At 62.4% G+C, this 21,526-nt stretch carries 18 protein-coding genes; 9 read left to right on the plus strand and 9 right to left on the minus strand.

Going from position 1 to position 21,526, the window contains the following annotated elements; translation table 11 throughout:
- Nucleotides 1-9: 9 nt before the first annotated feature.
- Nucleotides 10-1,926: an MORN repeat-containing protein gene (locus tag PRZ03_RS01865; protein ID WP_273598762.1), complete on the minus strand. Its 1,917-nt coding sequence runs from the start codon at nt 1,924-1,926 to the stop codon at nt 10-12.
- Nucleotides 1,927-1,934: 8 nt separating this feature from the next.
- Complete coding sequence (locus PRZ03_RS01870; protein ID WP_273598763.1) at nt 1,935-3,263, minus strand: hypothetical protein; 1,329 nt, start codon at nt 3,261-3,263, stop codon at nt 1,935-1,937.
- A 162-nt stretch (nt 3,264-3,425) separates the two neighbouring features.
- On the opposite strand from PRZ03_RS01870, the gene PRZ03_RS01875 reads away from it, so the two are divergent.
- Nucleotides 3,426-4,292: an alpha/beta hydrolase gene (locus tag PRZ03_RS01875; RefSeq protein WP_273598765.1), complete on the plus strand. Its 867-nt coding sequence runs from the start codon at nt 3,426-3,428 to the stop codon at nt 4,290-4,292.
- Here PRZ03_RS01875 and PRZ03_RS01880 read toward each other — a convergent pair.
- Nucleotides 4,289-5,146, minus strand: a complete 858-nt coding sequence (locus PRZ03_RS01880) for a sterol desaturase family protein (RefSeq protein ID WP_273598766.1) — start codon at nt 5,144-5,146, stop codon at nt 4,289-4,291. The two genes, PRZ03_RS01875 and PRZ03_RS01880, sit on opposite strands and share 4 nt — an antisense overlap.
- A 149-nt stretch (nt 5,147-5,295) precedes the next feature.
- The gene (locus tag PRZ03_RS01885) at nt 5,296-6,045 is read right to left on the minus strand and encodes a PEP-CTERM sorting domain-containing protein (RefSeq protein WP_273598767.1); all 750 of its coding nucleotides are present in this window, start codon (nt 6,043-6,045) and stop codon (nt 5,296-5,298) included.
- Nucleotides 6,046-6,381: 336 nt separating this feature from the next.
- Between PRZ03_RS01885 and PRZ03_RS01890 the strand changes: the two genes are divergently transcribed.
- Nucleotides 6,382-7,857, plus strand: a complete 1,476-nt coding sequence (locus PRZ03_RS01890) for a M20 family metallopeptidase (protein ID WP_273598768.1) — start codon at nt 6,382-6,384, stop codon at nt 7,855-7,857.
- A gap of 12 nt (nt 7,858-7,869) precedes the next feature.
- Here PRZ03_RS01890 and PRZ03_RS01895 read toward each other — a convergent pair whose 3' ends face one another.
- Nucleotides 7,870-8,928: an aminoglycoside phosphotransferase family protein gene (locus PRZ03_RS01895; RefSeq protein ID WP_263534901.1), complete on the minus strand. Its 1,059-nt coding sequence runs from the start codon at nt 8,926-8,928 to the stop codon at nt 7,870-7,872.
- Between the two features lie 310 nt (nt 8,929-9,238).
- Between PRZ03_RS01895 and PRZ03_RS23905 the strand changes: the two genes are divergently transcribed.
- Genes PRZ03_RS23905 through rsmA form a run of 3 tightly spaced genes read left to right on the plus strand, consistent with a single transcriptional unit; the run spans nt 9,239 to nt 13,660 of the window.
- The gene (locus PRZ03_RS23905) at nt 9,239-11,563 is read left to right on the plus strand and encodes an LPS-assembly protein LptD (protein WP_273598769.1); all 2,325 of its coding nucleotides are present in this window, start codon (nt 9,239-9,241) and stop codon (nt 11,561-11,563) included.
- A gap of 1 nt (nt 11,564) precedes the next feature.
- The gene (locus PRZ03_RS01905) at nt 11,565-12,887 is read left to right on the plus strand and encodes a peptidylprolyl isomerase (RefSeq protein WP_263534899.1); all 1,323 of its coding nucleotides are present in this window, start codon (nt 11,565-11,567) and stop codon (nt 12,885-12,887) included.
- Nucleotides 12,888-12,889: 2 nt separating this feature from the next.
- Nucleotides 12,890-13,660: a 16S rRNA (adenine(1518)-N(6)/adenine(1519)-N(6))-dimethyltransferase RsmA gene (gene rsmA, locus PRZ03_RS01910; protein ID WP_273598770.1), complete on the plus strand. Its 771-nt coding sequence runs from the start codon at nt 12,890-12,892 to the stop codon at nt 13,658-13,660.
- 242 nt (nt 13,661-13,902) lie between these two features.
- On the opposite strand, the gene PRZ03_RS01915 is transcribed toward rsmA, so the two are convergent.
- From PRZ03_RS01915 to PRZ03_RS01925, 3 genes are all read right to left on the minus strand, one after another.
- The gene (locus PRZ03_RS01915) at nt 13,903-14,298 is read right to left on the minus strand and encodes a barstar family protein (RefSeq protein ID WP_263534897.1); all 396 of its coding nucleotides are present in this window, start codon (nt 14,296-14,298) and stop codon (nt 13,903-13,905) included.
- A 47-nt stretch (nt 14,299-14,345) separates the two neighbouring features.
- Nucleotides 14,346-14,675: a guanyl-specific ribonuclease gene (locus tag PRZ03_RS01920; protein ID WP_409993915.1), complete on the minus strand. Its 330-nt coding sequence runs from the start codon at nt 14,673-14,675 to the stop codon at nt 14,346-14,348.
- A 331-nt stretch (nt 14,676-15,006) separates the two neighbouring features.
- Nucleotides 15,007-17,301, minus strand: coding sequence for an NADP-dependent malic enzyme (locus PRZ03_RS01925; protein WP_273598772.1), 2,295 nt, complete (start codon nt 17,299-17,301; stop codon nt 15,007-15,009).
- A gap of 197 nt (nt 17,302-17,498) precedes the next feature.
- Here PRZ03_RS01925 and thiL point away from each other — a divergent pair, with 197 nt between their 5' ends.
- From thiL to PRZ03_RS01945, 4 genes are read left to right on the plus strand one after another with little or no spacing between them, the layout of a single operon-like run.
- Nucleotides 17,499-18,458 carry a thiamine-phosphate kinase gene (thiL, locus tag PRZ03_RS01930; protein WP_273598773.1) on the plus strand — a complete coding sequence of 320 codons (960 nt, stop codon included), beginning with the start codon at nt 17,499-17,501 and terminating at the stop codon, nt 18,456-18,458.
- Nucleotides 18,455-19,000 (plus strand): phosphatidylglycerophosphatase A family protein, encoded by a 546-nt coding sequence (locus tag PRZ03_RS01935; RefSeq protein ID WP_273598774.1) that lies wholly within the window; start codon nt 18,455-18,457, stop codon nt 18,998-19,000. Before thiL ends, PRZ03_RS01935 begins: the two co-directional genes overlap by 4 nt.
- A complete protein-coding gene (locus PRZ03_RS01940) occupies nt 19,000-19,506 on the plus strand; it encodes a CinA family protein (RefSeq protein WP_409993909.1) in 507 nt (168 codons plus the stop codon). Before PRZ03_RS01935 ends, PRZ03_RS01940 begins: the two co-directional genes overlap by 1 nt.
- Nucleotides 19,503-20,444 (plus strand): 2-hydroxyacid dehydrogenase, encoded by a 942-nt coding sequence (locus tag PRZ03_RS01945; RefSeq protein WP_273598775.1) that lies wholly within the window; start codon nt 19,503-19,505, stop codon nt 20,442-20,444. The genes PRZ03_RS01940 and PRZ03_RS01945 overlap by 4 nt, the downstream gene beginning before the upstream one ends.
- Before the next feature lie 6 nt (nt 20,445-20,450).
- Here the strand turns inward: PRZ03_RS01945 and holA are convergent, their stop codons facing one another.
- On the minus strand, nt 20,451-21,521 hold the full coding sequence (gene holA, locus PRZ03_RS01950; RefSeq protein WP_273598776.1) for a DNA polymerase III subunit delta: 1,071 nt from the start codon (nt 21,519-21,521) through the stop codon (nt 20,451-20,453).
- Nucleotides 21,522-21,526: the final 5 nt, after the last annotated feature.

Here is a 21,526-nt window from a genome sequence, read left to right on the forward strand (position 1 = left end):
AATGCGGCCCTATTCCTTGGGGATGAACTCGCCAAACTCGGTGCGCAAGTCGTCTTTGAATTCACCCTCCCAGCGGTCACCATTGGGCCAATAGAAGATGCCCTTGCCATGCTTGCGGCCGGCCACCCAGGCGCCCACATAGCGTTCGCCGGCCTTCCAGTTGTAGCTGCCCTGGCCCTGCGGCTCGCCCTGGTGAAACATGCCTTCATAGCGATCGCCCGAGCTGAGTTGCATCAGGCCTTGGCCCTGCGGCTGGCCGGCCACGATGTCGCCTTCATAGCGGTTGCCGTTGGCAAAGCGCAGCACGCCCTTGCCCTGCGGCACCGCGCGCACCCAGTCGCCCTCGAACTGCTGGCCGCCCTTCCACTGGAAGCTGCCCCGGCCATGGGGCAGGCCTTGTTGCACCTGCCCTTTGTACACATCGCCGCTGGCGTACTGAAGCTGGCCGGTGCCCTCGGGCGTGCCGTCGATCACCGTGCCTTCGAACTGATTGCCATTGGTGAACACGACCTTGCCGGTGCCGGTGGCCTTGTTTTGTACCCAGTCGCCGCTGTAACGCTGGCCGCTGGCCCAGATGAATTCGCCCTTGCCATGGCGCACGCTGCGCAGCAAGTCACCGATATAGACATCGCCATTGGCCCACTCGACCCGGCCGTTGCCCGTCACGACCTGACCCTCTTCGCGGGTGAACAAGCCTTTGTAGCGGGTGTCGCCGGTGAGTACATCCAGCTCTTGAGCGTTGGATTTGTTGGTTGATGAAGAGCCTGAGGCTGCAGGCACCGCCTGTTGCTGTTGCTGCTGCGGCTGCTCAGCGCTGGCCGGACGCGGGCTGACGGCGGCCAGGGCGGCGGCGCCGACCGCTGCGGCCGTGACCGCGCTTGGCGCGGCCACAGTGGCGGCTGCTGCCGTTGTTGCCGTCACGAGCGTTGCCGGGTTTGGCTTGCTGGAGGCTGCGCCCTGTGCTGTGGGCGCAGGCGTTGGCGAGGGTTTTGGCGCAGCTGCGGGCGCGGGCGCAGCCTCGGCGACTTGAGTGGCAACCCAAGGCGTGCCGCGCTCGCGCGCCACCGCTTGGGCATTGTTGCCGGCCAGCTCCTGCGCATTGCCCTTGCAGGCGGCATTGGCCTTGCGCCAGAGCGTCTCTGAGCTCTGCGACTGTTGCTGCTTGTCGGTCGGGGTCAAGCCGGCGGCTGCGGCTCTGAATTTCTGCGTGTACTCTCGGGCGCGCTCAAACAAAGGAGCGCAGTGTTCGGCATTGTGGGCGTCGATTTCGGCCTGCTCGCGCTTTTTGTTGGCGATTTGTTGCTGCGCGCCTGTGCAATGTTCGGCGGCCAAGTCCCACATGGTTTCGGCCTTGCCGTAGAGTGAGGCGGCGTCCTGCCAGCGGCGTTCGCCAAAGGCCCGCGCGGCCAGCTCCTGCAGCGAGGCTGCGTCGCGGTGCGATACCTCGCACTGAGAACCGGCGGCCTGGCGCTCGGCCAGCAGCGCGCGCTGGCGTTCGCTGTCGTTGAGGTTTTTCTGAGCGCGCTCACGCGGCCGGCCTTCGCAGCCGTCCAGCGCCAGGGTCCATTGGGCAATCGCGCGGTCAAAAAGTTTGGCGGTCTCGTCGACCCCCTTGTTCTGGCTCAGCGCGGTGGCGGCGCGCAGCTCGGTGGACATGGCGCGCTGGGTCAGCACCGAACAGCTGGGCGGCGCAGGGGCTGCGGCTTCGGCGCTGTCCAGGCCTGCGGGCGCTGAGGCGGCGTCGGGCGCGACCGCTGGGGCAGATGCCGCCGAAGGGGCTGAGCTGGCAGAAAGGGGCTGGGGCGCGTTTTGCCCCGCAGTCTGAACCGCGGTCTGCGCATGCGCGCCGATAGCCCATCCGCTCAAAAATAGGATTAGGCCCAAGGACGCGGGCCAGCGCCCGTTCATTTTTTCCTTCACACTCATCATTTTCATTATTTATGCCCGCCTGACTCGGTCGGAATATCCAACATGGCGTCGATCAAACCGCGCGCGAAAGGGCTGCTGCCGGGGTCGCTGGCGCTTTCGTAGGAGAAGGTGGTGGGGGCGCTGGCCAGGGGCATGGCGCCGATTTCGAGGGCCAGCTCGCTGGCCTTGAAGCCGCGCAAAATGGCCTGAACCTGCGCATCCAAGCCCTTGGTCTGAGCCAGCTTGCTGAGGGATTCGAGGCGTTCGATATCGAGCGCAAACGCGTTGCCCGCCAGGCGGCGCTCCAGCAACTTCTGATGCAGGCTAAAGGCCGCCAAGGGGTCGGCGCCGAGTTTTGTGGCGCGCTCGAAGGCCCACTGATCGGCTTGGTCAAACACGGTGGACGCGATCCATGCAACGCCGGACAGCGAACTGCGGTTGGCGGCAGCCGCCTGCAGGCCGTTCATCACTTGCTGCTTGCTCAGCTCCTTGCCGGCATCGATCAGGCCTTCGCGAATTCTCTGCATCGCCAGGGCCTTGCCTTGCTCGATCAGCTGCTGCTTGATGATCTCGGAGGCGACCGATTTGGCGGCCTCCTTGGCCGCGGTGACTGCGGCTTCGGCCGCCAGGGCCGCGCCGTGCAGGCCGGTGGCGAGGGTGGCCAAGTTGTAGAGGGTGCCGACGATCTTGGTGCCGTAGTGATAGGTCTTCATGCGCGCGCCGCCCTCTTCGGACAGGCCTTGCGTCCACAGCACCGCCCACAGCGCTTCATCTTCGCTGAGCTGTGCCTTCGACAGATCCAGCGAATGCATGCTCAGCAACCAGTGGTAGTCCTGCATTTCGGGCGTGTTGGGGGGCGCTAAGCGGGCGTAGCCCCGGCAGACCTCAAAAGGCGTGATGGATCGACTGGCGCCGTTGCTGAGGGTGACAAAAAAGGGCTTGCCGGCGTCGCGCGCGTCGGCCAGTCGGGCCAGCAGCGCCTCGCTGTCTTTGTCTGCCCTGCCGGCCACGGCCTGCAGCTTGTCGCCCGGATTGAGTGTCGAGTTGGGCGAGGCCGCCACCACCGTCAAACGCTCGTCGACATTGAGTCCGCGCACCCAAGCGACGCGGTCGTTTTCGTCCCAACCATAGCTGGTCGCGACCGCGAAGGGTAACTCCCATTGGTGATCGCATTGGGCGTCTTTCAAGCCGGCGCTGCGCACGATGGCGGGCCGCAGAGACTGCTCGCCACTGCCATAGGCCCGGATATTGGCCAGCAGGCTTTCATCAACCTTACGTCCATCATCGACGGTGTACTTGGGCGCGGCGCAGGCGGCCAGCAAGAGAGACAGCAGCAGGGTAAAAAGTGATCTCATGGGGCCTTCTGGGGCGGGAGGGCTTGGCTACGCCCGTGAGTGTAGAGCCGTGCGCACCACCATCGGCGCTTGGCTTGCGTTTGTGTGGCAGGTGTTTGCGTAGTTATACCGATCGGGCAAGCACTGAGGCGCGGGGCGGCATGGCCTACCTACACTGTGTGCATGCGTACCTTGAGATGTGATGACGGCGTACCGCTGCACTGGCGACAGTGGAGCAAGCCGGGTATGGAGCCAGCACTTGGCACCGTCTTGATCGTCCACGGTCTGGGTGAGCATATTGGGCGTTATGAGGCTCTGGCTGCGCGCTTGAACAACTGGGGCTGGCATGTGGTGGGCTTCGACCAGCGCGGTCACGGCGCGTCGGGCGGCCCGCGCGGGGATGTGAGCGATGGCGAATGCCTGCTGCGAGACCTCGCCCTGGTGATCGACGAGCTGCGGCTCGACCCTCAGCTGGGGCGCAGCCCCTTGATTCTGCTGGGGCACAGCATGGGCGGCCAGGTGGCTGCGCGTTTTGTGGCCGGCGGCCTGGCGGCTAGCAGTGGCGGGCAATTGCCGATGTGGTTTCGCCCCATCGACGCGCTGGTGTTGAGTTCGCCCGCGCTTGACCCCGGCATGTCAAGTTTCCAGCGCCTGCAACTGGCCATCGGTGTGGCGCTGGCGCCGCATTTGGCGGTCGGCAACGGGCTCAAGACCAGATGGATCTCGCGTGACGCCTCGGTGGTCAAAGCCTATGTTGATGACCCCTTGGTGCATGACCGCATCACGCCGACCTTGGCGCGGGCGATTGTGGACGGCGGCGAGTTGGTCCGTTTGCATGGCGCCGACTGGGTCGTGCCGACCTTGTTGATGTGGGCCGGCAGCGACAAGTGCGTGGCGCCGGCTGGCTCGGCCGAGTTCGCAGCCAGCGCACCGCAGGGCCTGGTCAAGGCGCAGTGCTTTGAGCCCCTGTTTCACGAGATATTCAACGAGCCGGAACGCGAGCAGGTATTTGCTCGCTTGCAAAGCTGGCTGGTCGAACGATTTGGCTAGGCCTGGCTTGTAGCACTTGGCCCTGATGGGCGCGCGGCAGGCTTCAGCGGCTCGGCCAGTTGTTGCCATAGTCCAGCCGGATGGTCTGCGGTGATGCCGTAGGCGGTCGGCCAATGTTTGGGCAGGTAATGCGTGCCAAACAGACGGTCCATCCAGGGCAGCAGCGAGGCAAAGTTGCAGTCGGGCCGTTCGTCCCGGTTGTGATGCCAATGGTGGAAAGCCGGCGATGAGATCAACTGCTCGAGCGGCCCCAGGCGCCAGCGCACATCGGCGTGCACAAAATGAGACCAAAAGGTACTGAACACGATCAGTGCGATTGGTGTGACAGTGCCGCCGGCGCTTGGGCCGATCAGCCCGAGCAAATAGAGCGGAATGAAGCCGCACAGGCGGTTGAAGCACAAATCCAGCGGATGGGCATGCAGATTGACCAGAAAGTTCAGGCCCTTGGGTGCATGGTGAACTGCGTGGAAGCGCCACAAAAACGGCACCTTGTGACTAAAGCGGTGACCCCAGTAAAAGCCCACCTCGCTGACCAGCAGCACCAGCAGGAGCCGCAGCCATAGGGACAGCGTAGCCACAACTTGGGGTAGCGCCTCGGGCACCAACTGCCTCGCAAGGACGGCCAGCAAAGCCAAAGGAGCCGTCAACAGCAAGCTGGGCAGCAAACCGTTGATGAAGAAATAGAGGAAGTCGAAGGGCTCAATCCTGGCCCGCTTTTCTGTCGCAGGCCGGCGTGAAAGATAAAACTCCAAGGGCACAAAGACGGCGCTCAGCAGCAGCAGCCACAGGCAAAGCCGGAACGCATCAGTGCCCAGTTGGCTGAGCAAATTAACCCAGTATTGCGCTTGATTCATAGAGTGAAGGAGGTTCAGCGATCTGGCGCGGAATAGAAAACCGGGCGCCTTGTGGCTGCCCGGTTTGCCTGCAGAGCCTCAGAGGCGGAATCAATACACAATCAAAGAAAGACGGATCTGATTGCGCGACTCAGCGGTACGTCAATCAATCAGTCAGCCTTACGGCGGCGGGCAATAAAACCAACCGCGCCCAAACCTGCCAACAGCAGCGCGTAGGTGCTTGGCTCAGGGACTGCAGTCGTGATGACCACATTGTCTAGCAGGGCGAAAGAAGGTCCGTTCAGGTTCTTGCCTTCAGCCAAAAACGTCAATGTCGCCGAGGTGCTTTGGGCGATGAAATCATAGCTAACGTCGAACCATCCGCCGAAGCCTTTGCCATTGGGGTTGTCATGCATGGTCGTGCGTACGTCCAGCACATTGTTGCCGCCGTTACCGACGGTGACATGCCATTGGCTGGCGTTCGCCACGCCTTCGCTCGGGCCCTGCCGAACAAACTGCGCGCCTGCCCATTCGAAGCTCAGCGTGTAGTGCTGGTTGACTTGCAGCCCGGTGATGGTCTGATAAAGCTTGGCGGGCAGGTAGTCAGCGTCACTACCGAAAAAGCGGTTGCCGTTGCTGCTATCCCTGAAGCCATTGAAGTAGCCCGTACCTGGGCCGTACAACTGGATGGTGCCGGAGTTGGACTGGAAGCCGGTGGTGTCGGCATTCTGGTCCACCAGGAAGTTGAAGGCGGTGCCTTCATTGTCCGAGCTCCAGCCAGGAGCTGTTGCCTTGGTGCCGAGCAAACCGATGCCGGTGCCTGTATTGAAGTCACCGTTGGTGACGAGGGGGGCCGCTTGAGCGGCGCCGATGGAAGCGGCAGCCAGTACTGCTGCGCATGCGATGGAAGTGAACTTCATTGAATTCCCTGAATTTTTAGAAAACATAACTACACACCCGAACGCCCAATTTTATGAATGGTGCGTGGGTGAGAAATTGTATTGGTCTATCTTTTCAGTTTTTTGAATTGGCGTCCACATAACGATCTATTTGAGCGAATTGTGAAGATTCACGCTATCTGATGGTTGCCTTTATGAGATGGCTGAATTTGCAAATAACTATTTATATGATCGGCATGGTTGACGTTGGGCGGCTCTTGTGGTGTTTGGTGCTTGGTTCGTTGCTTGTGCCGTTTGGTTGAACGCCGAACCTTGCTCTAAAATACAGGCTCCTCCGCCACAAGCTGGAACCCCATCATGAATGCTCGCGACCCCGCCTTGCCCTTGCAGCCCGACCAAGCCACGGCCATTGCCGACTTTGCAGCCCAGGTTTGGGACGATGAAATCGTCCCCGCGCTGACGCATTACATCGCCATTCCGGCCAAGAGCCCGATGTTCGACGCCGACTGGGCCGCTAACGGTCATATCGAACGGGTACTACGCGACGCGGCGGGCTGGGTCGAGAGCAAAAAAGTGGCCGGGCTCAAGCTGGAAGTCATTCGTCTGGAAGGCCGCACGCCTATCATCTTCTTTGAGGTGCCGGCCACCAAGCTGGATAGCGCCGACACCATCGTGCTGTACGGCCATCTGGACAAGCAGCCCGAGTTCAGCGGCTGGCGCAGCGATCTGGGCCCCTGGACGCCCAAGTACGAGGATGGCAAGCTCTACGGGCGCGGTGGCGCCGATGACGGCTACGCGGTCTACGCTTCGCTGACGGCCATCATGGCGCTGGACAAACAAGGCATCCCGCGCCCACGGTGCGTTGGCATCATCGAAACCTGCGAAGAGTCGGGTTCCTACGATCTGCCGGCCTACCTTGACGTCCTGAAGGAGCGGCTGGGCCAGGTGTCGTTGGTGGTCTGCCTCGACTCTGGTGCCGGTGATTATGGGCAGCTGTGGCTAACGACTTCTTTGCGCGGCATGGTCAGCGGTGTACTCAAGGTTGAGGTCTTGACCGAAGGGATTCACTCCGGTGACGGCTCGGGCGTGGTGCCTTCCTCGTTTCGGATCTTGCGTCAAGTGCTTGACCGGCTGGAGGACTCCAAAACCGGCCGCTTGCTGCCCGAGAGTTTTCACTGCGACATCCCGGCCAACCGGGTGGAGCAGGCCAAAGCAACAGCAGCTCTGTTGAAGGATGAGGTGTACAAGCGCCTGCCCTGGGCTTGCGGCGCCGATGGCGGCCCGGTGCTGCCGATGACGGCTGAGCCGGTCGAAGTCTTGCTCAACCGCACGTGGCGGCCCACCTTGTCGGTCACCGGCGTGGACGGCTTCCCGGAGATGAAGAGTGCCGGCAATGTTCTGCGGCCTTTCACGGCCTTCAAGCTGTCGCTGCGCCTGCCGCCCCTGGTTGACGGCAACGACGCCGCGCTGCGCTTGAAGGCTTTGCTGGAAGACAACGCGCCGTATAACGCCAAGGTTACGTTCGTGCCTGACGGCCGCGCCGGTGCTTACGGTGCGACCGGCTGGAACACGCCCGATCTTTCGCCGTGGCTGAGCCAAGCGCTCAACCAGGCCAGCGAGACGCATTTCGGTGCGCCGGTGGGTTATATCGGCCAGGGCGGCACCATCCCCTTGATGAGCATGTTGCAAAAAGGCTTTCCAGCGGCGCAGATGATGGTCTGTGGCGTCTTAGGCCCGAAGAGCAATGCCCATGGCCCGAACGAGTTCTTGCACGTGCCCTACGGCAAACGCCTGACCGCTGCGGTGGCCCAGGTGATGGCGGCGCACCCCTGAGCTGAAAACGGTTTAGCGCAGGGTAAAGCTGGTCTCGACCATGCTGCCCTGCAGGTCTTGCAGCAGATGCGTCAGCGGTGAGAGCTGCACATAGCGGGTCGAGACCTTGATCGCATAGGCAAAAAAGCGCGGCAGGTCCTCTGCATAAGCGGGCTTGCCATCGCGGTGCTTGAGGCGGCAGAACAGGCCGAGGATTTTCAGGTGGCGCTGCAGGCCGCTCCACTCGACCTGACGCCAGAACTCGCCAAAGTCGGGGTCGACGGGCAAGCCGGCGCGGCGGGCCTGCTCCCAATAGCGGATCGCCCAGTCGAGTTCTTGTTCTTCGTCCCAGGAGATGAAGGCGTCGCGCAGCAGGGACGCGAGGTCGTAGCCTACGGGTCCGCGCACCGCGTCTTGGAAGTCCAGCACGCCGACTTGCAGTGCGCCATCGGCAGCCGAGCAAACCATTAAATTGCGCGGCATGAAATCGCGGTGCATGGGTACTTGGGCCTGCTCGGCCATATTGGCCACCAGCACCTTGCAACTGTGCTCCCACCATTTGAGCTGCGTCTCGCTCCACTGCCGGCCGTATTCGCGCTGCACACACCAGTCGACAAAGATCTGCAGTTCGCGGCGCACAAAACTTTCGTCAAAGGCCGGCAGTCGGGCTGCGTCGCCCTTGAGTTGCCATTGCAGCAGGGTTTGCGTGGCCGCGCGCATCAGGCGGTCTACTTCGGCCGGGCTGGCAGATTGAAGCGCCTTCAGATAGGTCAAATCCCCCAGGTCGCTGAGCAGCACAAAGCCCAGGGCTTCGTCGGCGGCGATGATTTCCGGCACATGCAGGCCGCAGTCAAGGGCCATATGCTTCGCAATAGCGATGAAGGGGCGAACATCGTTGCTCTCTGGCGGCGCGTCCATCACGATGAAGCTGCTGCCGCTCTCGCCCGTGATGCGCAAGTAGCGTCGCGTGCTCGCGTCGGCGCTGGCTAGTTGCAGGGTGTCGGCTAGCAGGCCGTGTTGCGTTAGCAGGGGCTGCAGCCAAGTTTGAAAGTGCAGTTCGCGGTTTTTCTGGGGCCAAACAATGGAATTCATGGGCGGGGCGCTGCACGTTAGAGGAAATCGGCTGAGGCAGGGACGGGCTTTTGGCCGCCTCATGGATAATGGATTTTACAAACCGTGAGGGCAGGCTCGGCGCCTTGCGCGTGAATTGCTCGCCCTTGCGGCCTCGCTGTTTTATTGAAGTTGCCGGCATCTTGCTGTGCTCGGCCCCTAGTCAACGTCTTTGCCCACCGCCTTGGTTCGATTCGCCCCCCTTGTTTTCGCTACAGAGTCGTTCCCGCGCGGCTGGCCCCGGTTGAGCTTGCTGTGCCTGTGTGCATGGACTTTGCTCCCGGCGAATGGCGTGCGCGCTCAGCAGGCGCCGACCACAGGCGTTTCGGTCGATGCGGCTCAAGAGGCGCTGCGACTGAAGCCGGTGCGTCAGACCAGTGGCAAGGGCCCGCAAAGCGGCAAGGCGGCTTTGGTCATCGGCGCTGAAAAGCTGAGCATGCGTCTGGACCAGGGCTCAAGTGCGGAAGGGGCGGTCGAACTGCGCTCCGGCGAGCTCTTGCTTAAGGCGGACCGGGTGAACTATGAGCAGGTCGAGGATTTTGCGCGGGCGGTCGGCAATGTCGAAGTCAATCGCGACGGCAATGTTTTCAGTGGTCCCGAGTTGCAGCTCTATGTCAATCGCTTTGAGGGTGAGTTTCTTTCGCCCAGCTACTTCCTCGCGCTGACCGGCGGGCGCGGGCATGCCGAACGTGTCAAGTTCGCCGGCGCCAACAATGTCTTGGTGATGGCCGGCACCTACAGCAGCTGCCCAGTGCGTGAGGATGGTCAGGTTCTGCCTTGGGAACTCAGCGCACAAAAGCTCGAACTCGACTTCGACGCCAATGTGGGTGTGGCCACCGGTGGCGTGCTGCGTTTTTACGGCGTACCAATCTTGCCCGCCCCGAAGCTGAGTTTCCCGCTCGGGCTGGGGCGTAAATCAGGCTGGCTTCCCCCAAGCTTCAGCATCGACAAGCGCAGCGGTGTCGAGTTCGGCATGCCTTACTACTGGAATATCGCCCCCCAGCGTGATGCCACCTTGACTCCGTTTGTGATGTCGCGGCGCGGCTTCGGTCTGGACAGTGAATTCCGTTATCTGGAGCCGCAGCACGCCGGTATCGCCAAGCTGGCTTTGTTGCCGCATGATCGCTTGATGGGCCATTCCCGCTGGGCCGTGAACCTCGATCAAAACGGAGAGTTGGCACGTGACTGGCGCTACCGTTTTGCGGCGGAGCGAGTCTCGGACGATGACTATTGGAAGGATTTGCCGCAACGCTTGCATTCGCAGACCGAACGGCTTTTGCCGACGGATTTGCAGTTTGACCGGCGGCAGCAGACCCATTGGGGTGAGATGCAGGCCTATGCGCGGGTGCAGCGGTGGCAGGTGCTGCAGGGCTTGGACACCCAGTCTCAGTTTGCTTCGCCCTATCAGCGCTCGCCGCAGGTCGGGCTACGCCTGACTTCGGCCGCCGATGATGCGGTCATGGAGGGCTTTCGGCCCTGGGGGCGCAAGAGCCGTCTGGAGGGCTCGGTAGAGCTGGAGTACAACCGCTTTGACCTGCCGCCTAGCGCCTTGCCTACACAGACTCAAACCGGGCAGCGCGCGCATTTGCTCGCGCATGTCAGCGCACCGATGGGCGGGGCGGCGTGGTGGTTGATCCCGCGACTGGAAGTCAATGCCGCTCAATATGCCTTGGATCAGGCCCGCGACGACGGGCACAAATCCATCGGACGAACGGTGACGACCTTCAGTGTCGACCATGGTTGGGTGTTTGAGCGTGAAACCAGCGTCTTTGAGCGCCAGTTGACGCAAACCTTGGAGCCGCGCGTGCTCTACGTCAACACACCTTATCGGGCTCAAGAGCAGTTCCCGAACTTTGATTCCGCGCCCAAGGACTTCAATTTCGATTCGATTTACTCATCAAATCAGTTCTCCGGCATCGACCGGGTTTCCGACGCCCATCAATTGACCGCCGGCGCGGTCAGCCGCTGGGTCGATAACGAGCAGGGTGCCGAGCTTTTGCGCTTGGGTCTGGTGCAGCGATATTTGTTCCGCGATCAGCTGGTCACGCCCGACGGGGTGCCGGTGACGCAGCGCTTCTCCGACCTCTTGCTGCTGGGTTCGGCGCATTTGCGGCCGCAGTGGTGGACCGACGGTGCGGTGCAGTTCAATCCCAATGAGAGTCGCCCGGTGCGCACCATCCTGCGGGCACGTTACTCGCCCGGCCCCTTTCGTACCGTCAGCATGGCCTATCGGCTCACGCGTGGGCAGAGCGAGCAGGTCGAGCTGGCATGGCAGTGGCCCATCTACGGCCAGGAGGCCGGACCCAAGCGCGATAGCGCGGGCTGCGGCGGTGCTTGGTACAGCGCTGGGCGCGTGCAATACAGCATGTTTGACCGAAAGCTGACCGATTCGGTGCTCGGTTTTGAGTATGACGCCGGTTGCTGGGTGTTCCGGGTTGGGGCCGAGCGCCTCTCGACCGGACGCGCAGAAACCAATACGCGCTTGATGCTGCAATTGGAGCTGGTGGGCTTGTCCCAACTGGGTTCCAACGCACTCAAGGTCTTGAGGGACAATGTGCCCGGTTACCGACGCCTGAGCAATGATCGCTCGGCAAGCCCTGAAGCTCCCTATGACTGATATGTCGATTCGATCCCTGACCCTGTTCGGTGTAACACTTTTGATGGGCCTGCCGCTGAGCCCTGCGGCTTGGGCGCAGCAGCGCGCCATCGACCTCAAACCCGGCGACTACATTGCCGCGGTGGTCAACCAAGACGTGGTGGCAGCCAGCGAGGTGGTGCAAAGAACCCTGCAGCTGCGCGAGGAGGCCAAACGGCGGGGTGTGGCCATGCCCGACCCGGCGGCTTTGCACAAGCAGGCCATGGACGCCTTGATCGATGATCGGGTCTTGGTCACTTATGCGCGTGAAACCGGCGGCAAGGTCGATGAGCCCGAGCTGGACCGTGTGGTCAGCAATGTGGCGGCACAGAACAAGCTGACCATGCCGCAGTTGCTGGAGCGGCTCAAGCAGGACGGCACCGACTTCCGCACCTTTAGAGAAAACTTGCGCGATCAGATGATGACCGAGCGGGTGCGTGAGCGCGAGGTGCAGGCGCGGATTCGGATTACCGATGGCGACATCGATACCTATTTGGAGCAACGCAAGGAGCAGGCGAACAGCACCGGGCAAATGAATCTGGCGCATATTCTGATCAAGCTGCCGGACGGCGCTTCCGAGGCGGTCGTGGCCGAGCGGAAAGCCCGGGCCGAAGAGGTGCTTGCTCGTGCTCAGGCTGGGGACGATTTCGCCAAGCTGGCGCGTGAGTTTTCGGATGATGCGACCAAGGAGCGCGGTGGCCAGTTTGGTCTGCGCCCTGCGGATCGCTTGCCGGACTTGTTTGTGCAGGCTGTCGCGGGGCTGAAGAGCGGTGAGCTGAGCCCTAAGCTGCTGCGCTCGGGGGCCGGCTTTCATGTGTTGAAGGTTGTCGAGCGTCAAGGCGGCGGTTCGCTGACGACGGTCACGCAGACCCATGCGCGGCATGTGCTGCTGCGCCCATCGGCGCAGCTGAGCGCCGAGGTCGCCACGCGTCGTCTGGCCGAGTTCAAGCGCGCGATCGCGAGTGGCAGCACCAGCTTCGAGGCGGTAGCGCGCGAAAACTCCGAGGATGGAAGCGCTGCTGAGGGGGGCGATCTGGGTTGGATGGGTCCTGGCGCTTTTGTTCCCGAGTTCGAGGCGGCGATGAACGCCTTGCCGCTGGGCGGCATCTCCGACCCTGTGCCGTCTCGCTTTGGCGTGCATCTGATCCAGGTGGTAGAGCGCCGCTTGGTCGAGGTCGAGATGAAGGCCTTGCGCGAGCAGGCGAAAGCGGCTCTGCGCGAAGGCAAGTACGAGGAAGCCTATCTCGACTGGGTCAAGGACTTGCGCTCGCGGGCCTATGTCGAAATGCGCGAGTGGCTGGACTGAGCATGGCGCAGCACATTGCACGCAAGCGCTTCGGTCAGCATTTTCTGACCGACGTCAACATCATCCAGTCGATTGTTGACGCGATTGACCCTCGAAGCGGCGAGACGGTGGTCGAGATCGGGCCTGGCCTGGGCGCGATGACGATTCCTTTGCTGGACCGGATCAAGCCGCTGACGGTGATTGAGTTGGATCGTGACTTGGCCGCCAAGCTGCGCAGCCGGGATGGGCTTGAGGTCATTGAGTCCGACGTCTTGAAGGTTGATTTCGCCGCCCTTGCCGCCGCGAAGGGCCAGCGTCTGCGGGTTGTCGGCAATCTGCCCTACAACATCTCCAGCCCAATTCTGTTTCATCTGCTCGGCTATGTGGAGCATGTGGTCGATCAGCATTTCATGCTGCAAAAGGAAGTAGTTGACCGCATGGCAGCCGCGCCTTGCTGCAAGGACTATGGCCGCTTGACCGTCATGCTGCAGTGGCGCTATGCGATCGAGTCGGTGCTGGATGTGCCGCCAAGCGCCTTCGATCCGCCGCCGCGGGTCGAATCCGCCATTGTGCGTATGCAGCCCTATGCCAAGCCGCCCGAGCTGGATCGCAAGCTGTTTGGTGAAATGGTGGCGGTTGCGTTTTCGCAGCGCCGCAAGCTCTTGCGTCACAGCCTCGGTGTCTGGCTGGCGACCAAGGGTTTTGGTGGGCAGTTCGATTTGCAGCGCCGTGCCGAGGAGGTGCCGGTGGCTGAGTTCGTCGCGCTAGCGCAAGTATTGGCCAAGGCCGACTGACTCAAGAAACAATAGTCAGGCGAAAAAAAAGGATCCCGAGGGATCCTTTTTTGATATGCCTGAGTCGATTGCTTAGGCTGCGTTCAACCACATGGCTGTGTCGAAAGCGCTGCTCATCATCGGCATATTCATTCCAAAATTGGCATTGGCTGCTGCTTTGGAATTCTTTGCTGCCGGCTTGACCGGGGCAGCTGCGGCTTCTTCGGTAGCCCGCTCCCAAGACGCGTTGTCTTGTGAGCGGGCTACTGAAAAGAATAGAAGCACCTGAACTGAACCTTGCGGTCGGCCCAGTAATCGGCCGCTTCTCGGAAGACATCGAGCAGTTGCTCGCGCACTTCGCGGTCGAACTTGGCGTTGTCGGGCAACTGCTCAAGCACAACGACAAAGCCAGGCTGAGCGCCGGACTTGTGCACCAGATCCGTCATGCAATCATGAAGGGCATCAAGATTCTTGCCGAAATGAGCCGGGAACAGGAAAGCTTGCGCAATCCCCTCCAGCACATCCTGCTTGGATTGCGCCTCGGTCAGGTTGGCGTACAGAAAATGCTGTCCAGCATCCTGTGCGGCGTGCATCAAGTCCTCTACGCGGTAGGCCCGAATGGCCTGCACGATATTGGGACGGACGGTCTGCAAAAGCATGGTCGCGATCCTCCTATATAGTCTCAGAACTTTTCATCACCTTCGATTCACTGTGCAACGCGTTTAAACGATGAATAGTGGTCGCCGGTGTAATAGCAAACATCAGGATTGCTAGGGGGCTTGCCGCCGCACACCAGCCGCCTTGCACCGCGATTGCGGGCGCCGGGCGTCGGGACGGTGTATTCGCGGTAATAGCCTCTTGGATATTTAGGCAAGATGCGTTCGCGATTGCCGAAAACGATGCCGTCTTTCTCGTAAGGGAATGGCCCTCCGGTCAAGATCAGCTGATGCGTTTTCTGCGCTTCACGAGGCAGTGCCGACAAGGCGACTACTTCCAGCGAGGCAAGCGTTTCTTTGGCCTGCACTTGGACGTTGATCGCGACCGTTGCCAACAAAAAAGTGGCTAGGACTGATTTTCGCCAAGCGGACCACGGATGTGGTCGAGAGAGCAAAGTCACGGGTTAACCCTGTTCCTGAAAACACAATGGTAACTAAAACGCCCGAAAAGCTCAAGCGCTTCGCCGCGGTTCAGGGTGATATTACTCTTTTGTTTGTGAGCGCACACATGCTGTTATAAGACTGTGCAGCTGAATTCTCTTGTGTCGAAAGGGGCTCGGTAAGCCCTCACAAACATTTGTAAAAACTCACTACAAAGGCCTAATTCGAGCACCAATATGGTGCTCGAATTGCGGTGAACTCCAGCCCTTGTCAGCGTGCCGCGTTAGCGTCGGCGACGGTCAGCGCCGTCATATTGACGATGCGTCGCACGGTTGCCGATGGCGTCAACACATGGACAGGTTTGGCTGCGCCAAGCAAGACCGGCCCGATCGCGATGCCGCCGCCGGCCGCCGTCTTGAGTAGGTTGTAGGAAATATTGGCAGCGTCGATATTGGGCAGCACCAGCAGATTGGCCTCGCCGCTGAGCGTGCTATGCGGCATCAGGTCTTTGCGATAGGCGGCGTCGAGCGCGGTGTCGCCGTGCATTTCGCCGTCCACTTCCAGCCAAGGCGCGGCATTGCGAATCAGGCCCAGCGCTTCACGCATCTTCAGCGCCGAGGGATGGTTGCTGGAGCCGAAATTGCTGTGCGAGAGCAGGGCCGCTTTGGGCCGCAGGCCAAAACGCATCATTTCTTCCGCCGCCATCACGGTGATTTCGGCCAATTGCTCGGCCGTTGGGTCGTAATTGACATGGGTGTCCACCAGCATCACTTGGCGGCCCGGCAGGATCAGACCGTTCATGCAGGCAAAGTTCTTGACGCCGGGGCGCTTGCCAATGACCTGGTCGATGTAGTGCAAATGCATGGCTGTGTTGCTCCAGGTGCCACACAGCATGCCGTCCACCTCGTCCTTGTGCAGCATCATGCAGCCGATCAACGTCAAGCGGCGGCGCATCTCGATCTTGGCCAACTGCGCCGTCACGCCCTTGCGGTCCGTCATGCGGTGATAGGTCTGCCAATAGTCGCGGTAGCGATGATCTTCTTCGACGTTGACGATGTCGTAGTCGCGGCCCTCTTGCAGGCGCAGACCGAAGCGCTCGCAGCGCTCGGCAATCACCGCAGGGCGCCCGATCAGGGTTGGCCGGGCCAGGCCTTCGTCAATCACCACTTGCACCGCGCGCAGCACGCGCTCTTCTTCGCCCTCGGCGTAGGCGACGCGCTTGTTCTTGGCGCGTTTGGCGACGTTGAAGATGGGCTTCATCGTCGTGCCGGAGGCGTAGACAAAGCTCTGCAGCTTCTCGCGGTAGGCTTCCATGTCCTTGATCGGGCGCTGAGCGACGCCCGCAGCGACGGCGGCTTGTGCCACCGCCGGTGCGATCTTCATCATCAGGCGCGGATCGAAGGGCTTGGGAATCAGATACTCAGGCCCAAAACTCAGGTTCACGCCGGCATAGGCCGCTGCCACCACCTCGCTCTGCTCGGCCTGTGCTAACTCCGCGATCGCGTGGACGGCGGCGATCTCCATCTCATCGGTGATCGTCGTCGCGCCGCAGTCCAATGCGCCTCGGAAGATGTAGGGGAAGCAGAGGACGTTGTTGACCTGATTCGGGTAATCGGTGCGGCCTGTGGCCATGATGACGTCGCTGCGCACCGCCTTGACTTCCTCGGGCGTGATCTCCGGCGTCGGATTGGCCAGCGCGAAAATCATGGGCCGCTCGGCCATCTTGGCCACCATCTCCGGCTTCATCACACCGCCGGCCGACAGGCCGAGGAAGATGTCCGCGCCTTCAATGGCTTGGCTGAGGCTGCGCATCTCGGTCTTTTGCGCAAAGCCGGCCTTGTCCGGGTCCATCAACTCGACTCGGCCTTCGTAAACGACGCCGGCCAGGTCGGTGACCCAGATGTTCTCTTTGGGCAGACCGAGTTTGACCAGCAGCCCTAAGCAGGCCAGCGCAGCTGCACCGGCGCCCGAAGTCACCAGCTTGACCTGTTTGATGTCCTTGCCGAGCACTTTGAGGCCATTCAAAAAGGCCGCGCCGACGACGATGGCCGTGCCATGCTGGTCATCATGGAAGACCGGGATTTTCATCCGCTCGCGCAGCTTGCGCTCGACATAAAAGCAGTCCGGCGCTTTGATGTCTTCCAGATTGATGCCGCCGAAGGTCGGCTCCAGCGAGGCGATGATATCGACCAGCTTGTCGAGGTCGCGCTCCTGGATCTCCAGGTCGAACACATCGATGCCGGCGAACTTCTTGAACAGCACGCCCTTGCCTTCCATCACCGGCTTGGAAGCCAGCGGGCCGATGTCGCCCAGGCCCAAGACGGCCGTGCCGTTGGTCACCACGGCGACCAAATTGCCGCGCGAGGTGTAGCGGAAGGCATTGGCCGGGTCGGCAACGATCTCCTCGCAAGCGGCGGCCACGCCGGGCGAATAAGCTAGCGCCAAGTCGCGCTGATTGACCAGTTGCTTGGTAGCGGCGATGGCAATCTTGCCCGGCGTCGGGAACTCGTGATACTCAAGCGCTGCTTGGCGAAACTGGGCGTTCTTTTGTTCAGACGTGGGCATGGGCAATTTCTCTTGGCGGGCCTGTGAAGTCTTGCTGGGCTCGATGTGCGAGCCATTGGATTGTAGGAGTGCGCATATTGACACTTTTACGCTGACAGCAAGTGTCAGCCCTTGGCGAGAGCGGGGCTATACGCGGAAATGCGTATTTGCGACCTCAACTTGCATAGCCCGTGCCGTACACCGGCGAGAATCCCCGCATGGGTGAATTCGATCTGATCAAGCGGTTTTTTGTGCGCGAGCAAGGCCAGACCGGCGTCGTGCTGGGCATAGGGGATGACTGTGCGGTGCTGGCGCCTACGCCGGGCATGCAATGGCTGGTGTCTACCGATATGCTGGTCGAAGGACGGCATTTTCTGTCGACTGTGGCGCCCGAGCGGCTCGGCCACAAAGCCTTGGCCGTCAACCTCAGCGACCTCGCCGCCTGTGGTGCTACGCCGCGTGCCTTCACCCTGGCCCTGGCGCTGCCGCGCGCCGATGCCAGTTGGCTCACGGGCTTCTCCAAAGGTTTGTTTGCCTTGGCCGATGCGCATGGCATCCATCTGGTTGGTGGTGATACCACCCAGGGCCCGCTCAACATCAGCATTACGGTGATGGGCGAGGCGCCGGCCGGCGCGGCCCTGCTGCGTAGCGGCGCCAAGCCCGGCGACGATGTTTATGTATCCGGCTCATTGGGTGATGCGCGGCTGGCGCTGGAAGTGTTTCGCGGCAGCATCAGTCTGCCCGGCGAACAGTTCGCACAAGTGCGGGCTGCGATGGAATGCCCTCAGCCGCGCGTGGCCCTGGGTCAGGCTTTGCGCGGTGTCGCCAGCAGCGCCGCTGATGTTTCGGATGGCTTGATCGGCGACCTCGGCCACATCTTGCAGCGCTCCGCCGTTGGCGCCAGCCTGGAGGTGGACCTGTTACCTTGCAGTGCCGTGCTGGCCGCCCAACCGCTGGCCTTGAAGCGTGAATGCGGTCTGGCCGGTGGCGACGACTATGAGTTGGTGTTCACGGCGGCGCCCGCGCAGCGCGCGGCCGTGCAAGGGGCCGCCGAGCAAAGCGCTACGCCGGTGATCCGGATCGGCCGCATCGAAGCCGCAGCCGGCTTGCGCCTGCTCGACGCCGAGGGTCAGGTCTTGTCACACCAATTCAGCAGCTTTGACCATTTCAAATCATGAGTGAATCCGCAACAGAGTCCACAGCGCCGCGCCGCGCCACTGCGCGCTTCATGCTGGGCCATCCAGCGCGTTGGATGGCCTTGGGCTTCGGCAGCGGCCTGTCTCCGAAGGCGCCCGGCACCGTAGGCACGCTCTGGGCCTGGCTCAGCTTTGTGCTGATCAACCCCTGGCTGAATGACGGCCAATGGGCGGCGCTGATCGTGGCCAGCACCTTGATTGGCTGGTGGGCCTGCACGCTGACGGCGCGCCATATGGCAACACCTGACCCCGGTGCGATCGTCTGGGACGAGATCGTCGCCTTCTGGCTGATCCTGTGGCTTGTTTCGCCGGTCGGTTTCTGGGGCCAGCTGATCGCGTTCGCGCTGTTCCGCTATTTCGATGCCGCCAAGCCGGGGCCGGTCGGCTGGGCTGATCAGTTGTTCAAGGGCGAGCGCGGCCGCCCGGTCGGCTGGGCGCAAGGTTGGGGCATTTTGTTCGATGATTTTGTCGCGGCAGGATGTACCCTTATGGTCATCGCGCTGTGGCGATTTTTCTGGGGGTGATGAGCATGCTATTTCCCGAAGAGCAAGAGTTGATCGATCGCATCGGCGTCGCCCTGACGCAGCGGCGCGAAAAAATGGGCACGGCCGAGTCCTGCACCGGCGGCCTGATCGCTGCGGCCTGCACCAGCTTGTCCGGCTCCAGCCAATGGTTCGAGCGCGGTGTGGTCACCTATAGCAATGAGTCCAAGACCGAGTTGCTGGGCGTGCCGGCGGCGCTGATTGGCCTGCACGGTTCGGTCAGCGGCGAGGTAGCGCTGCATATGGCGCGCGGCTTGCTGGCGCATGCCCCGATTGATTGGGCCTTGTCGGTCACCGGCATCGCCGGGCCGACGGGAGGCAGCGCCGACAAGCCCATAGGCACGGTCTGGCTGGCGCTGGTGCACGCGGGGTCACCGCCCAAAGTTTGGCGGGAGCTGTTTCCCGGCGACCGCCATGCGGTGCGCACAGCAACCCTGCGGGCCGGCTTGATGGCCTTGTGCGAGGCGGTGGAAGACAAAGACGAATGAGTCTGCTCTTGCTGGGGCGTTGGCTGCCGGCCGAGCGTGATCATTGGCTGCATCTGCTGCAAAGCGTCATGCCCGACGAGCAATGGCTGCTGGCACCGCCCGTCAATCCGGCGGAGGCCGCCGAGGTGGAGGTGGCGGTCGTTGCCAACCCCGAGCCGGGCAGTCTCGCCGGTCTGCCCAAGCTGCGCTTGATCCAGTCGCTATGGGCCGGAGTCGATAGGCTGCTGCAAGACCTGACTCTGCCGCCCGAGGTACCCTTGGCGCGCATGGTGGACCCCGCCATGAACGAATCGATGGCGCACACGGCCTTGTGGGCAGTGCTGTCGCTACACCGTGGTTTCTTCGAACTGCAAGCGCAGCAGGGGCGGGCCGAGTGGATAGCACCCCAACAGCCGCGCGCGAGCGAATGGCGGGTGCTGGTGCTGGGGCTTGGTGAGTTAGGCGGGCGCGTGGCGCAGTCTTTGGCGGCGCAAGGCTATGCCGTCAGCGGCTGGAGCCGCCGGCCTGCTCTCTTGACAGGCGTGCACACCCTCCACGGCGAGGCGGGCTTGGCCGAGGGGCTGGCGCAGGCCGATACCGTCGTCAACTTGTTGCCGCTGACCGAGCAAACGCGAGACTTCTTCGATGCATCCCGCTTCGAAGCGATGAAGCCCGGCGCCAGCCTTGTCAATCTGGCGCGTGGCGCCCATGTGTTGGAGGTCGAGCTCTTGGCGGCGCTGGATGGCGGGCGTCTGAGCCGAGCGGTGCTGGACGTGTTTCGCCAGGAGCCGCTGCCGGTCGATCATCCGTTTTGGCGGCACCCGCGCATCACCGTCTTGCCGCATTGCGCCGCGCAGACCGACCCGCGCAGCGCCGCCGCGGTGGTGCGGGCCAATGTGCTGGCCTTGCGGGCGGGTCAACCGCTGCAGCATCTGGTGCAGCGGCATCAAGGCTATTGAGGCGGTTCAGCTCTGCAGCGCCAGCCTAGGCCCGCGCGCGGCTGTGGTCTCCACCAGCATCAGCGCCAAACGGCGCAAGCCGGCCCAGGCGTCTTGTGGCCAGTCGGGGTGGCGCAAGCCTTTGACCAAGCCATCGCAGACCTGGGCGGCCGCTACCAAACGGGTCAAATCAGCCGCGTGCAGGCCCGGCACGATGCGCTCGAACAAGCGTTCTTTCGGCCCCCAGACGCGCGATTCGCGCATTGCCATCGGCAGCGGCTTGCCGGCGTCAACCGCATCGCGCACACGCTTGAGCGCGCGGATATCTTCTGAGAGGCTCCAGTGCACCAGCACGGCCGCCTCGCCCTCGGCCTCCAGGCCTTCCAGCATGCGCAAAACACGCGCGACCTGGCCGCCCAAGACCGCCTCACTGAGCTTGAAGACGTCGTAGCGCGCCACGTTCAAGACGGCCGACTCGATTTGCTCGAAACTCAGCTCGCCCTTGGGGTGCAGCAGCGCGAGTTTTTGCAGTTCCTGATGCGCGGCGAGCAGATTGCCCTCGACCCGATCGGCAAAAAACGCCAGCGTGCGCTGACCCATCTCGCCGTCCGCGACGCGCTGGCCTTGCGCCACCAGGCGCTGGGCGATCCACTGCGGCAGCGCGCGCCGCTCGACCGGGTCAACCCGCAGCGTCACGCCGGCGCCGTCCAGCGCGCTGAACCAAGCACTGCTGGTCTGCGTCTTGTCGAGTTTGGGCAGGCTGACCAGGGTCACCACATCTTCGGGCAGGCGCGCGCAATAACGCTGCAAGGCCTCGGAGCCGTCTTTGCCGGGCTTGCCGGACGGGATGCGGATTTCGATCAGCTGCCGGTCGGCAAACAGGCTCTGCGCCTGCGCCGCGCCGAGCACCTGAGCCCAGTCGAAATGGGCTCCGGCGACGGTGAAGACCTTGCGTTCGCTATAGCCTTGGGCGCGCGCCGCCGCGCGGATCGCATCGGCCGCTTCTTGAATCAAGAGCGGCTCGTCGCCATAGACGGTGTAGATCGGTCGCAGCCCTTTTGCGAGTTGGGGGGCGAGGGCTTCGGCGCGGAGCTGCATCTTGA

The sequence above is a fragment of the Roseateles albus genome (genome assembly GCF_028595345.1).
Taxonomy (GTDB): Bacteria; Pseudomonadota; Gammaproteobacteria; order Burkholderiales; family Burkholderiaceae_C; genus Paucibacter_A; species Paucibacter_A albus.